Source organism: Hyphomonas sp. FCG-A18, assembly GCF_045287255.1.
In the GTDB taxonomy this organism is placed as follows: domain Bacteria; phylum Pseudomonadota; class Alphaproteobacteria; order Caulobacterales; family Hyphomonadaceae; genus Henriciella.
In genome coordinates this window covers 855,577-867,987 of the sequence record NZ_CP137142.1, presented here as the reverse complement: position 1 = coordinate 867,987, position 12,411 = coordinate 855,577, and the positions used below count along the sequence as shown (strand labels likewise).

The 12,411-nt window shown below is 57.2% G+C and carries 11 protein-coding genes and 1 riboswitch; of the genes, 6 read left to right on the top strand and 5 right to left on the bottom strand.

The features are described 5' to 3' along the window. The first annotated feature begins 10 nt into the window (after positions 1 to 10). Positions 11 to 122, top strand: a riboswitch (TPP riboswitch). 34 nt (positions 123 to 156) lie between these two features. The 3 genes from thiC (at position 157) to RYZ27_RS04235 (ending at position 3,978) form a co-directional block, all read left to right on the top strand. After that, positions 157 to 2,040, top strand: coding sequence for a phosphomethylpyrimidine synthase ThiC (gene thiC, locus RYZ27_RS04245; protein ID WP_406681119.1), 1,884 nt, complete (start codon positions 157 to 159; stop codon positions 2,038 to 2,040). A 51-nt stretch (positions 2,041 to 2,091) separates the two neighbouring features. After that, a complete protein-coding gene (locus RYZ27_RS04240; protein ID WP_406681118.1) occupies positions 2,092 to 2,880 on the top strand; it encodes a hypothetical protein in 789 nt (262 codons plus the stop codon). A 711-nt stretch (positions 2,881 to 3,591) separates the two neighbouring features. Next, positions 3,592 to 3,978, top strand: a complete 387-nt coding sequence (locus RYZ27_RS04235) for a hypothetical protein (RefSeq protein WP_406681117.1) — start codon at positions 3,592 to 3,594, stop codon at positions 3,976 to 3,978. Positions 3,979 to 4,183: 205 nt separating this feature from the next. Here RYZ27_RS04235 and ttcA read toward each other — a convergent pair whose 3' ends face one another. The 3 genes from ttcA to rnhB form a co-directional block, all read right to left on the bottom strand. Next, a complete protein-coding gene (gene ttcA, locus RYZ27_RS04230) occupies positions 4,184 to 5,056 on the bottom strand; it encodes a tRNA 2-thiocytidine(32) synthetase TtcA (RefSeq protein ID WP_406681116.1) in 873 nt (290 codons plus the stop codon). Positions 5,057 to 5,110: 54 nt separating this feature from the next. Continuing rightward, positions 5,111 to 5,581 (bottom strand): GIY-YIG nuclease family protein, encoded by a 471-nt coding sequence (locus RYZ27_RS04225; RefSeq protein ID WP_406681115.1) that lies wholly within the window; start codon positions 5,579 to 5,581, stop codon positions 5,111 to 5,113. 71 nt (positions 5,582 to 5,652) lie between these two features. Then, positions 5,653 to 6,273 carry a ribonuclease HII gene (rnhB, locus tag RYZ27_RS04220; protein ID WP_406681114.1) on the bottom strand — a complete coding sequence of 207 codons (621 nt, stop codon included), beginning with the start codon at positions 6,271 to 6,273 and terminating at the stop codon, positions 5,653 to 5,655. On the opposite strand from rnhB, the gene RYZ27_RS04215 reads away from it, so the two are divergent. Next, complete coding sequence (locus RYZ27_RS04215) at positions 6,272 to 7,243, top strand: quinone oxidoreductase family protein (protein WP_406681113.1); 972 nt, start codon at positions 6,272 to 6,274, stop codon at positions 7,241 to 7,243. The genes rnhB and RYZ27_RS04215 overlap by 2 nt on opposite strands. Before the next feature lie 27 nt (positions 7,244 to 7,270). On the opposite strand, the gene RYZ27_RS04210 is transcribed toward RYZ27_RS04215, so the two are convergent. Further along, the gene (locus tag RYZ27_RS04210) at positions 7,271 to 8,233 is read right to left on the bottom strand and encodes a M23 family metallopeptidase (protein WP_406681112.1); all 963 of its coding nucleotides are present in this window, start codon (positions 8,231 to 8,233) and stop codon (positions 7,271 to 7,273) included. Continuing rightward, the gene (locus RYZ27_RS04205; protein WP_406681111.1) at positions 8,199 to 8,402 is read right to left on the bottom strand and encodes a DUF2093 domain-containing protein; all 204 of its coding nucleotides are present in this window, start codon (positions 8,400 to 8,402) and stop codon (positions 8,199 to 8,201) included. Before RYZ27_RS04205 ends, RYZ27_RS04210 begins: the two co-directional genes overlap by 35 nt. A gap of 153 nt (positions 8,403 to 8,555) precedes the next feature. On the opposite strand from RYZ27_RS04205, the gene recA reads away from it, so the two are divergent. Then, on the top strand, positions 8,556 to 9,644 hold the full coding sequence (gene recA / locus RYZ27_RS04200; RefSeq protein ID WP_406681110.1) for a recombinase RecA: 1,089 nt from the start codon (positions 8,556 to 8,558) through the stop codon (positions 9,642 to 9,644). Between the two features lie 110 nt (positions 9,645 to 9,754). Further along, positions 9,755 to 12,409, top strand: a complete 2,655-nt coding sequence (gene alaS, locus RYZ27_RS04195) for an alanine--tRNA ligase (RefSeq protein WP_406681109.1) — start codon at positions 9,755 to 9,757, stop codon at positions 12,407 to 12,409. The last annotated feature ends 2 nt before the right edge of the window (positions 12,410 to 12,411 follow it).

The window sequence follows — 12,411 nt, the reverse complement described above, 5'->3', positions numbered from 1 at the left end:
ACCTAACTTGCCTGCATCCGAGGGGCGCGTCTGGAAAGCGCTGAGATTGGTCTGATACCGACCGAGCACCCTTAGAACCTGATCCGGGTCGCGCCGGCGTAGGAACGGAAACGAGACGCTAAACGCTCCCGGGTCTTCAACACTTGGAGAAGACCCATGAATAAGCCAACCAATCAGTCCGAGTTCGAGACTCCAAAAGTCACGACTGGCCCACTACCATCCTCGCGCAAGGTCTATACCCACCCGCAGGCCGATCCGAGCCTGTCTGTCCCGCGCCGGATGATTGACCTGCACCCAAGCGCCAATGAAGAGCCTGTCCCGGTCTACGATACGTCCGGCCCCTATTCCGACCCGTCCGTCACAATTGACGTTGAGAAGGGCCTCGCCCGCCACCGCAAGGACTGGGTGCTCGAACGCGGCCATGTCGAGGAATATGAAGGCCGCGATGTCAGACCTGAGGATAATGGCGGTGCGACAGGCAAATACCTCGCCCGTGAATTCCCGGTCAAACACCGCCCCCTGCGCGGCGACGGCTCCGGCCCGGTCACCCAGTTCGAATATGCAAAGGCCGGGATCATTACCAAGGAAATGATCTATGTCGCCGAGCGCGAAAACCTTGGCCGTCAGGAAGCCCTCGCCAACGCTGCCGAGACCATCGCGCAGGGCGAAAGCTTCGGCGCCGACATCCCTGAATTCATTACCCCCGAATTCGTCCGCGACGAGATCGCCCGTGGCCGCGCCGTCATCCCATCCAATATCAACCATGCCGAGCTGGAGCCGCAAATCATTGGCCGCAACTTCCTGGTCAAGATCAACGCCAATATCGGCAACTCCGCCGTTGCTTCCAGCGTTGAGGAAGAGGTCGAGAAAATGGTCTGGGCGACCCGCTGGGGCGCTGACAATGTCATGGACCTCTCAACCGGGCGCAACATTCACAACACGCGCGAGTGGATCCTGCGCAACAGCCCCGTCCCGATCGGCACCGTGCCGATCTATCAGGCGCTGGAAAAAGTCGATGGCGTCGCCGAAGACCTGACCTGGGAGGTTTACCGCGACACCCTGATCGAGCAGTGCGAGCAAGGCGTCGACTATTTCACCATCCATGCGGGCGTGCGCCTCGCCTATATCCACCTGACCGCAGAGCGCGTCACCGGCATCGTTAGCCGTGGTGGCTCGATCATGGCCAAGTGGTGCCTCGCCCACCATGAAGAGAGCTTCCTCTATACCCACTTTGCTGAGATTTGCGACATCATGCGCGCCTATGATGTCACCTTCAGCCTCGGTGACGGCCTGCGCCCCGGCTCCATCGCTGATGCCAATGACGCGGCCCAATTCGCAGAGCTGGAAACCTTAGGCGAGCTGACCAAGATCGCCCATGCCAAAGGCTGTCAGGTGATGATCGAAGGCCCCGGCCACGTGCCGATGCACAAGATCAAGGTCAACATGGACAAACAGCTCAAGGAATGCGGCGAGGCCCCGTTCTACACGCTCGGCCCACTGACCACAGACATCGCGCCCGGCTATGACCATATCACCTCCGGCATCGGCGCGGCGATGATTGGCTGGTTCGGCACCGCCATGCTCTGCTACGTCACGCCGAAAGAGCATCTCGGCCTGCCAGACCGAGACGACGTAAAAGTCGGCGTCATCACCTATAAGCTCGCCGCCCATGCCGCCGACCTCGCCAAGGGTCATCCGGCGGCGCAGGTCCGCGATGATGCGCTTTCACGGGCTAGATTCGAATTCCGCTGGGAGGATCAGTTCAACCTGTCGCTCGACCCCGAAACCGCCCGCGATTATCACGACCAGACCCTGCCGAAAGAGGCCCACAAGGTCGCCCATTTCTGCTCCATGTGCGGGCCGAAATTCTGCTCAATGAAGATCACCGCCGAAGTCCGCGACTATGCCGAGACCTTAAGCGACAATGAAAAAGCCGACCTCGAACGCCAAGCCGCCGAAGCCAAAAAAGGCATGGAAGAGAAATCAAAAGAGTTTATGGAGAAAGGGGCGCAGATTTATTTGGAATCCCAACCCTCTTGACTTGACAGAATTGGCAACCAAAATCCCACTTGGGAAAATAGAGGGGCGTCAATGAATTTAGGTAATCTGTTTGCGGGTGTGAGCGCACTCGGCATACTAGCGACTGGCTTGTGGTGGGGAGCTGTCGAGTACGACTCGGTTCAAGATCGCCTCAGCGCTATGGAAGCGCGTCTCGGAGACTATGACACTCTTAGTGAGCCGGAAGGGGCTACAGAAGTAGCTAGACGACTTAACAAGCTTGAGGCTCAAGTATCGTCACTGACATCTGTGTCTGCCGTTATCGAAACTCGAGTTGATGGCATAGATGCGACTACTGGTGGTGCAACTAGTGAGCTTGGTCAAAGGGTTACTAGACTTGAGGAGAATGTTGCGGCGCTAGCTCAACGAAAGCAAGTTAGCACCGAACCGTCGCAGAAAGTTGAATCAGTCAATGTATTGAGTCCCTCGCAGCCGTCAGCCGCCCAAGCGTATGATAGACGAGTCCCTACAGCTCAGTCTGTCGGCCCATTCGCAGTATCATTAGAACGATGTTCAAAACGCGGAACATCATTGGAGTGTTTCGGTAACCTTAATTATAGCGGTCCTGCCAGACAAGTATGGCTTGATAAATGCGTGTTAAAAGACCAAAGCAATCAAACTTGGCTACCATCAGAGTATTCGTTGGCTGGAGATACGGTTCTTGATGAAGTTATTAAGAGCTCGGTCAGGCCAAATATAGCCGCGGGCGATCATCAAATAATTATATCTTTTAAAGATCTAGTGATGACAAATTCTTATACCCTGCAATGCAGAATAGATAGAAAGTACACTGTATCTTTTGACAATATACTGGAGCGATAGTCAGCGTCGCTCCGCGCGCGTAAGGCAGGATAGCGCGAGCGTATCCCGCCAATAAAACAGGCCAAAGCTATGGTCAGCTCATAACCCGCCCTACTTTTGCTCTGTGCATTTTGAGAAGGCCTCCCCACGGCTTGTTCATAGGGTTCATTTCCCATGCTCTGTCATGAAGGTAAGGCGTTATTGCTACCCCTTATCCCGGACGAACCCATAAGGGATGGATTGCACGGTCAAGCCGTGCAAAGCGTGACGTGAGGGGGCTCAGAAACCAATCCCACCCCTTATCCTCGCGCGTATAATGCTTGCCATCTCCCCTCTATGACAGGGTCTTTCCGGAACAGCTGGAAATGAGGGTGAGAGTGGTGGTCTGTGTCTGCTGGCTTTGGGTCCGTGCCCGGTCTTGCGGAACAGTCGGGTGGTTATGGCGCGAGGAGGTGAGCGATCTCATCTCCGACAAGCGCTAAAGCCCGGACCTGTGCTGGTGAAAGCTGCATGGGAAATGACCGAAAATACGCCACCGCGGGCGCGCTCAGGCTGGGCGCTATAGCCGTCTCGAAAGAGCGGCAGTCGATCGCGTTCACCCTGAGCGCGCCCAGGCCCTGTATATCCAGACGTTGCGAGGCGGTCTGGTTTTTTGTGCTGGGGTAAATCCACACCAGCTTTGCCAAATATCCCCTTCGCCCGTATGATGCGGCCAAACAGAAGGGGAAGACTATGAAAGCCAGATTACTCGCCCTCACCCTGCTCGGCGGCGCAATTGCCATCTCGGGCCATGCCCAGCAACGCGCTATGCAGGCCGCACCCGCCGAAGCGGAACAGCCTCAAACGCTGCCATGGCAGACCATGGTCTCGCTGCGCGTGTTGGAGCGCACCCATGATGAGTATGCCAAGCTGCATGGGGAATTGGTGGTCTATCCCGTCAGCAAGAATAAGACGCGCACCTATAAATGGGGCGGATCGAGCTGTCCGGGCCGCACGCTCTCCGATACGAATGTCCTGCTGCTGTCGCAGGGTCTCGCCAACAAGATGAAAGTCCAGATCGAGACAAAAATGGGCGCTGGCGGCGCCAAGTGCATCGTTGGCTTTAGATTGGGGCACTAAAGTTTGTGCCCTGCGCTGAGCGGCTGTGCCGCAGCAGGGCGAAGCGGGTTCCGCGCCTGCGGCGCATGAACCGGGCTCAGGGCCGTTTTGTGTTCGGAGCGTAAGGTGCGTGTGAAGAGACAGAGCCTTCAGCCTGGTTCATGGGCTGGCAAAGCCAGACCGGAACCGGCTTGTGGGCGCTCGCCGAAGGCGTTAGCGCGCCCACCTAAAACGGCACCCCGTCATCGCTCTCGCCTGTGCCACCAGGGGCAAGGCCAGCAAAGTCAAACACGCGCGGGTCGTGCAGATGGCTGGGCCGCACCGTCGCCAGCGCATGCGCCATCACTTGCCGCACGCCGGGTTTGCGCTGTTCCCAGTCATTCAGCATCTGCTTCATCGCAACACGCTGTAACCCATCCTGAGAGCCACAGAGATTACACGGAATAATCGGAAACTGCATGGCGGTTGAGAACTTTTCGAGGTCACTCTCCGCCGCCGTGATTAGCGGGCGCAAGACCATGACATCGCCCTCATCATTGAGCAGCTTTGGCGGCATCGCCGCAAGGCGCCCACCATGGACGAGGTTCATCATGAAGGTCTCAAGCGCATCATCGCGGTGGTGGCCCAGAACGATGGCATCGCACCCCTCCTCCCGCGCAATGCGGTACAGAATGCCCCGCCGCAGACGCGAACAAAGCGCGCAGAACGTGCGGTCGGCAGAGACTTTCTCGGTGACGATGGAATAGGTGTCTTCGGTTTCAATCCGGTAGGGCACGCCGGTCTTCTCCAGCCATTCCGGCAGAACATGTTTGGGAAAACCAGGTTGGCCCTGATCGAGATTACAGGCGAGCAGATCAACCGGCAGCGCCCCCTGCCATTGCAGGTCGAGGAGGACAGCCAGCAGGCCGTAACTGTCTTTGCCGCCCGACAGGCAGACGAGCCATTTGGGACGTTTCTTGGCCTTGCGGTCGACCAGTTCATATTGGTCAATCACCTGCAGCGCCCCGCGCACCAGCCGCTTGCGCAGCTTCTTGAAGCTCACCGATGAGGGCACATCGGCAAAGATTGGCGGGACAGTTGAGAAAGACGTGTCAGGCATCGGCCTCTTTTGCCTGAACTGGAGCTGAGTTCAAGCCAAAGGCATCAGGATGGCTCAGGCCGCCTTGTCCCAATAGGATTTGGCGGCTGATTTCGATTTGCGGGACTTGGGCTTTGGATCGTTGAGGCTCCAATACTCCGAGGCACACATCCAGCGCGCGCGAAGCTTCTCATGGTTTGGAGCATCGCAAGAACTGCGGGGTTTGTGAATATCATTGAGCTTTGGCTTGAGATGACGGATGAGGTCTTCCTCTATCCGGTCGACCTTGCTGTAATCGGCATGGCGAAAATGGATTTCATTCGCCCCTTTTTTGCGGGCGTCAGTCCAGCGCTCATGACCATCGACACGCTCCAGCAGGTTCTTGGCCTTTCCAACATAGAGAGCCTTGACGAAAAAGATGAAACGGCGGCGCGCGAAAACATAGATGCCGCTCCGCTCAGGCAGGCCCGAGACGTGCTGGCGAACCTTAAATCTGTAAAGTTCGTTGCTTTCCCCGCGCCAGAAATAGCGTTTCTTGAAGATCATCTCGCCTGCTCCGCTTTAGCAATAGCGTTAATAAATGGCGGCAAATCGTTAACCTTTGGCAAACACAGGACTCAGGCGCGCAATCGCATGACCTTACGAACAGGAGCAAAGCTCTGCCGATGCTGCGCGCACGGGCCAAGCTGCGAGAGCGCTTGCGCATGTGCGGCGGTGCCATAGCCTTTATGGCCCGCAAAACCATAGCCCGGGAACTGCGTATCGAGATCAATCATCAAGCGATCCCGCGCTGTTTTTGCCAGAATGGAAGCTGCTGAGATTGCAGGCTCTGTCAGGTCACCTTTGATAATGGCTTGCGCAGGCACTGGCAGGTTCTGCGGCAACGCATTGCCATCAATCAGGATTTGATGCGGCCTGACAGAGAGCGTCTGTACCGCCTGGCACATCGCCGCAAAGGTTGCTTCGCGAATGTTGATGCGGTCAATCTCTTCAGCGCTGACATGCACAACAGCCCAGGCAATCGCGTGGGCCTTGATTTGGGGTTCAAGCAAGAGCCGCTTTTTCTCGCTTAACTTCTTGGAGTCCGTCAGGCCCTCAATTGGCTTATCCGGATCAAGGATCACAGCCCCGGCGGTCACAGGCCCGGCCCATGGGCCACGCCCGGCCTCGTCGACACCGCAAATAAATTCTATATCGCTCATCCAGACAAGCAAAACCGATTCCGGGAGAGACACCATGACCAGCCCTTACGCAATACAGATTGAACAAACCGGCGGGGTGGAGGTTTTGCAGAAAGTTGAGCGCGAACCTCGCGTCCCCGGCCCCGGCGAAGCGCTCGTTCGTCAAACCGCTATCGGGCTGAACTTTATCGACACCTATCACCGCACAGGCCTCTATCCGGTCAAACTACCGTTCACGCCGGGATCAGAAGGCGCCGGCATTGTCGAGGCGGTCGGTGAAGGCGTTGAAACCCTGAAACCCGGTGACCGGGTCGGCTATCTCGGGGCTGGCGCTTACACGAGCCATTACACGGGGCGTGCGGCCATGATGGTGAAGCTGCCCGATGGTATTAGCGAGGAAACCGCTGCGGCTGTCATGCTCAAAGGGCTTACCGCCTGGATGCTCTTGTTTGAGGTTCGTCGCGCCTCCCCCGGAGAAACCGCTTTGGTTTGGGCACCCGTTGGCGGTGTCGGGTCATTGCTGGTGCCATGGGCAACCTCTCTTGGTGTCAAAGTCATCGCGGCGACATCCAGCGAAGACAAGGCTGCAAGGGCCCGCGAGCTCGGCGCTGCTGAGACGGTCCTCACCAACGGCAATGTTGCCGAAGCGGTTCGTGAGCTGACAGGCGGAAAAGGCGTTGATGTGAGTTATGACAGTGTTGGCAAAGCCTCTGCCGAAGCGTCTCTGAACAGTTTGAAACCACGCGGGTGGTGGATCAGTTATGGCAATGCGTCTGGCGCTGCTGAGCCGATCGCCCCGGTTATTCTTGGGGCCAAAGGCTCACTTGTTCTGACCCGGCCAAGCCTGTTCAGCTTCATTCCAACGCCGCAAGACCTTGAGCGCGGCGCTGCAGCCCTATTTGGCGCGCTGCGGGCAGGTACACTGAAACCGCATATCGGCCAGAGATTCGCGCTCTCTGATGTTGGTCAGGCCCATACCGCGATTGAAAGTGGGAAAACTGTCGGCGCGACGCTTCTCATCCCTTAAGGGCCTAAACATGCGCAGTTTCAGGCTCTACTCAGCTTCGGCTACCACTGGCTCCAACAGCATGAGTAGCGCCGGATCGATATAGAAATCCTTCCGGCGGTCATCGCTCGCTGGATTGCGCCACTTTACGGCCCAATGCAGGTGCGGCCCCGTTGTGCGCCCGGTATTACCAGACAGCCCAAGCTGTTCGCCAACCTCGACCTGAGTGCCCGCTTCAACCTGAACCTCAGACATGTGCATGAAGACTGAGACAAGCCCTTCACCATGGTCGAGGAAGACCGTCCCGCCTTCATAGTAGAGGTCGGGATCGCCAAGCGTCACGATACCTGCTGCGGGCGCAATAATCGGCGTCCCAACCGGGATCGCGATATCATAGCCATAGTGTATGCGCGTCCGCTCACACGGCTCCCCATCATGGCCGACCCCGATATATTTTCGAGCCGGACCAAATGGAGAAGACATTCTGCCTTCTGCTGGCCGTATAAAGCCATTCAGCGCGCCAGCCCCGCTCTCAAAGCGCTTGAACGCGTCCTGTTTTTTCACCCAGCTTCGACCCGCATGCGCCTTTTGCTCTTCGGTGCGCGCATCAACCTTATCGCAGTCCAGCCCCTCAATAATACGGAATGGGTCTTCACGCGGCGCAATCTCAACCTCGACTGGGGCGAGCACCGGATTATCAGCCTCAATGCGTATGACAGTCGCCTCAGTCCGCAAGACACCAATCGTTGCAACACCCTGCGCATTCACGCTGACGCTTCGCTCGGCTTCGCCCTCAAGACCAGAAACTTTCAAAGTCTCTGCCCCTTCCGCATGGCAGAGCAATAGACCTGCCTGAACCGCCTGCCCTGTGCATGAAATGGTCGATGCTGTCACCATATTCGGAGACGCCTGTGATGGCTGTCCGGTGCCCCACACCGCCAGTACGACCAGTAACTCGCGCAAGCCAATCACGCGCTCAGCCGCCCATCGCCTTGGCAGCAGCAGCGGCATCAATGTAGGCTTCCTGTCGGGTCGCGCTCCAGTACCGAAGTGCGGCAATCGGAATTTTGCGTCCGGTGACTGCGCACGTCACATAATCACCCGGCTCCAGCAGCTCCAGATCCCCTGGCAGGTACTTCAAACGCGCCTCACCCGGCGCTCGGTCTGTCTTCTTTAGCATTCTCCGAATGTGCCTTATTATAAGGAAAAAGAAAAGCCCTTAAGCGCAAGAAGTTTTTGCTTTGTTCTTTGGAACATTTGTGGTACGAACATCTATCGCATGAGGGCTGGCGGGGTGTTTCCGTCGCCTAGTATAGACGGAAAGGAACGACTCATGGCCAAAGCAGCTCTACAACTCGTGGATAAGGAGTCCGGCGTGGACAAGCAGAAAGCCCTCGAAACCGCGCTCGCCAATATTGACCGTGCCTTTGGTAAAGGTTCGGTGATGCGGCTGGGTGAGAAAACCGCCATGGATATTGAGGCAATTTCAACCGGATCATTAGGTCTGGATATTGCTTTGGGGATTGGCGGCCTGCCTAAAGGGCGGATTATCGAAATTTACGGGCCGGAAAGCTCGGGTAAGACAACCCTCTCCCTGCATGTTGTCGCTGAGGCCCAGAAGAATGGCGGCGTTTGTGCCTTTGTTGACGCGGAGCACGCGTTGGACCCGGTCTATGCCGGTAAGCTTGGCGTAGACCTTGATGATCTTCTGATTTCGCAGCCTGACACGGGCGAACAGGCCCTCGAGATTGCTGATACACTTGTCCGCTCAGGTGCTGTTGATGTTCTGGTGATTGATTCGGTTGCGGCACTGACCCCACGTGCGGAAATTGAAGGTGAGATGGGTGACAGCCTGCCCGGCCTGCAAGCGCGCCTGATGAGCCAGGCCCTGCGCAAGCTGACCGGCTCGATCTCCAAGTCAAACTGTATGGTCGTCTTCATCAACCAGATCCGGATGAAGATTGGGGTGATGTTTGGCAGCCCGGAAACCACGACAGGTGGGAATGCGCTGAAATTCTATTCCTCTGTGCGTCTCGACATTCGTCGCATCGGCGCAATCAAGGATCGGGATGAAGTCATCGGCAACCAGACCCGTGTCAAAGTCGTCAAAAACAAGGTCGCTCCACCTTTCCGGCAAGTTGAGTTCGATATCATCTATGGTGAAGGCATCTCCAAGACGGGCGAACTGATCGACCTTGGCGTGAAGTCGGAAGTGGTTGAGAAATCGGGCTCCTGGTACTCTTATGGCACAGAACGGATTGGTCAGGGCCGGGAAAAGACCCGCCAATTCCTGCTCGCCAATCCAGCCATCGCTGATGAAATCGAGTATGAGATTCGCAAGCGATCTGGCTTGCTGTCAGAAGTTTTGCTGACGGATAGCAATGCAGATGATGGCGAAGATGACGCCGCTGCAACCGGTTAAGCTGTAATATCTCAGGCGCGCAGAGGGCTATCCCTTGGCGCGCCTTAAAACCCTGCGTATATGGCCTGTTCAATCCCTTGCGGATTATTGAAGCATTTCAGGACCCTGCCATGACGAGTGTGAACGATCTTCGCGAAAGCTTTTTGTCTTATTTTGAAGGACAGGGGCATACACGCAAAGCCTCTGCACCTCTGGTTCCGCAAGACGATCCAACTCTGCTTTTCGTCAATGCCGGCATGGTGCCTTTCAAGAATATCTTCACCGGGGCGGAGAAACCATTTGCCCCACGCGCGACAACCTCCCAGAAATGCGTCCGCGCGGGCGGTAAGCATAATGACCTCGACAATGTCGGATACACAGCGCGCCACCACACTTTCTTTGAAATGCTCGGCAATTTCTCGTTCGGGGATTATTTCAAGGATGACGCGATCAAGTTTGGCTGGGACCTGATCACCCGTGAACTGGGCCTGCCGAAGGATAAGCTTCTCGTCACCGTCTACGCTGAAGATGATGAAGCCGCAGCGATCTGGAAAAAAGTGGCCGGTCTCTCGGACGACCGCATTATCCGGATTGGAACGTCAGACAATTTCTGGTCCATGGGGGATACAGGACCCTGCGGCCCCTGCTCTGAAATCTTCTATGATCATGGCCCGGATGTCTGGGGCGGACCGCCCGGAAGCCCTGAGGAAGACGGCGATCGGTTTATCGAAATCTGGAACCTGGTCTTCATGCAGTTCGACCAGCAAGCTGATGGCACCCGTCAGGCTCTGCCAAAGCCGTCCATCGATACCGGTATGGGGCTGGAACGGATCGCCGCGGTCCTGCAAGGCGTTCACAATAATTATGAGATCGACCTGTTCCAGAACCTGATTGCGGCTGAAAGTGAAGTCTACGGTCAAAAGCCGACAGAGGACACGATTGCCTCCTTCCGGGTGATTGCTGATCACTTGCGCACCTCGGCCTTCCTTGTCGCCGACGGGGTTCTGCCCTCGAATGAAGGGCGGGGCTATGTCCTGCGCCGGATCATGCGGCGGGCAATGCGTCATGCTCATATCCTTGGTGCGCGTGAGCCGGGTATGCACAAATTGGTCAGCGCCCTGCGCGGTGAAATGGCCGCAGCCTTCCCCGAGCTTGATCGCGCCAGCACAGCGATTGAAACGGCACTGCATGATGAGGAAGAGCGGTTCCAACGCACCCTTGGTCGCGGCCTCGTTTTGCTTGATGAAGCCGCATCCGACCTGAAGGCTGGCGACCAGCTGAGCGGTGATACGGCCTTTAAACTCTATGACACATATGGCTTCCCACTTGATCTGACGCAGGACATCCTGCGCGCCCGTGATGTCACGGTTGACGAGAAAGGCTTTGAAAACGCCCTGCAAGGTCAACGTGAGCGCTCCCGCGAGGGCGGCTTCTCTTCCGGCGATAGCGCGGCTTCTCCGGTTTGGTTTGACTTACGCGAAGAGCATGGCCCGACTGTTTTCCTTGGCTATGACCAAGTTCACAGCGAGGGAAAACTCACCGCAATCGTCACAGATGGCGAACGTGTGGAGAGCCTTACAAAGGGTTATACCGCCGAACTGCTCTTCGATCAGACCCCATTCTATGCCGAGAGCGGTGGACAGGCCGGAGACCACGGCACGGTCACTTTCGCGTCTGGCGCGCGTTTCCGTGTCATCGATGTCGTCAAACGCGCCGGGGACTTGCACAGCCATGTCGGCGAGTTGATTGAGGGCGACCTCACACTTGGAGAAACGGCGGCCCTCGCCATTGATGCCACGCGCCGGACACAAATCATGTCCAATCACTCCGCCACACACCTCCTGCACGCGGCCCTGCGCAACGTATTGGGCACGCATGTCACCCAGAAAGGATCGCTGGTTGAGGCCGATCGGCTGCGCTTTGACTTCTCGCATAATGCGCCGCTCACCGATGCTGAAATCGAAGCCATCGAAGATGAGGTGAATGCTGTTGTCCGCCAAAACCGGGATACGGGCATCAAGGTCATGAGCCCGGATGCCGCGATTGAAGCCGGGGCTTTAGCTCTCTTTGGCGAAAAGTATGGCGATGAAGTTCGCGTCCTGACAATGGGACAGGCGCTTGCCGAACAGGATAACCCCTACTCTGTTGAGCTGTGCGGCGGGACGCATATTGAGCGGACTGGCGATATTGGCCTGTTCACGGTTCTGTCTGAAGGCGGTGTATCGGCGGGTATTCGCCGGATTGAGGCCACAACCGGCGCCGAGGCGATCGCCTTCCTGCGCGGGCGCGCACAAGTCGCTGTTGATCTGGCCGCGTCCCTCAAAGTGCCTCTGAAGGATGTCTCGCAAAAGGTGTCCGGACTGGTTGACGATCGCAAGAAACTGGAACGCGATCTGGCGCAGACCAAGAAAGCCCTCGCTATGGCCGGTCAGGGTGGCGGCGCGCCGAGCGGGCCGGAAGAGATCAATGGGATCAAGCTTGTCGCCAGGGTTGCTGAGGGGGTCGGCGGGAAAGACCTGCGCGCCTTGATCGATGAGGCCAAAGCCCAGATGGGATCTGGCATTGCGGTGTTCATTGGCGTGAATGATGGCAAGGCGGCTGTGGCCGTCGGGGTGACAAAGGACCTAACCGAACAAATCTCAGCCGTTGATCTCGTCCGTGTTGCTGCAGCAGAAGTTGGCGGCAAAGGCGGCGGTGGTCGCCCGGATATGGCGCAAGCTGGCGGGCCAGATGGCAGCAAAGCGGAGGTCGCACTTGAGGCAGTTCGGACAGCGCTGAAAGGTTAGGC

Bases quoted from the DNA above. Each gene is read 5' to 3' on its own strand.
- RYZ27_RS04210 (WP_406681112.1), bottom strand. From the start codon at position 8,233: ATGCCGCTGCTGCTGCCAAGGCGATGGGCGGCTGAGCGCGTGATTGGC.
- RYZ27_RS04235 (WP_406681117.1), top strand. From the start codon at position 3,592: ATGAAAGCCAGATTACTCGCCCTCACCCTGCTCGGCGGCGCAATTGCC.
- alaS (WP_406681109.1), top strand. From the start codon at position 9,755: ATGACGAGTGTGAACGATCTTCGCGAAAGCTTTTTGTCTTATTTTGAA.
- RYZ27_RS04215 (WP_406681113.1), top strand. From the start codon at position 6,272: ATGACCAGCCCTTACGCAATACAGATTGAACAAACCGGCGGGGTGGAG.
- ttcA (WP_406681116.1), bottom strand. From the start codon at position 5,056: ATGCCTGACACGTCTTTCTCAACTGTCCCGCCAATCTTTGCCGATGTG.
- RYZ27_RS04205 (WP_406681111.1), bottom strand. From the start codon at position 8,402: ATGCTAAAGAAGACAGACCGAGCGCCGGGTGAGGCGCGTTTGAAGTAC.
- thiC (WP_406681119.1), top strand. From the start codon at position 157: ATGAATAAGCCAACCAATCAGTCCGAGTTCGAGACTCCAAAAGTCACG.
- recA (WP_406681110.1), top strand. From the start codon at position 8,556: ATGGCCAAAGCAGCTCTACAACTCGTGGATAAGGAGTCCGGCGTGGAC.
- RYZ27_RS04240 (WP_406681118.1), top strand. From the start codon at position 2,092: ATGAATTTAGGTAATCTGTTTGCGGGTGTGAGCGCACTCGGCATACTA.
- rnhB (WP_406681114.1), bottom strand. From the start codon at position 6,273: ATGGTGTCTCTCCCGGAATCGGTTTTGCTTGTCTGGATGAGCGATATA.
- RYZ27_RS04225 (WP_406681115.1), bottom strand. From the start codon at position 5,581: ATGATCTTCAAGAAACGCTATTTCTGGCGCGGGGAAAGCAACGAACTT.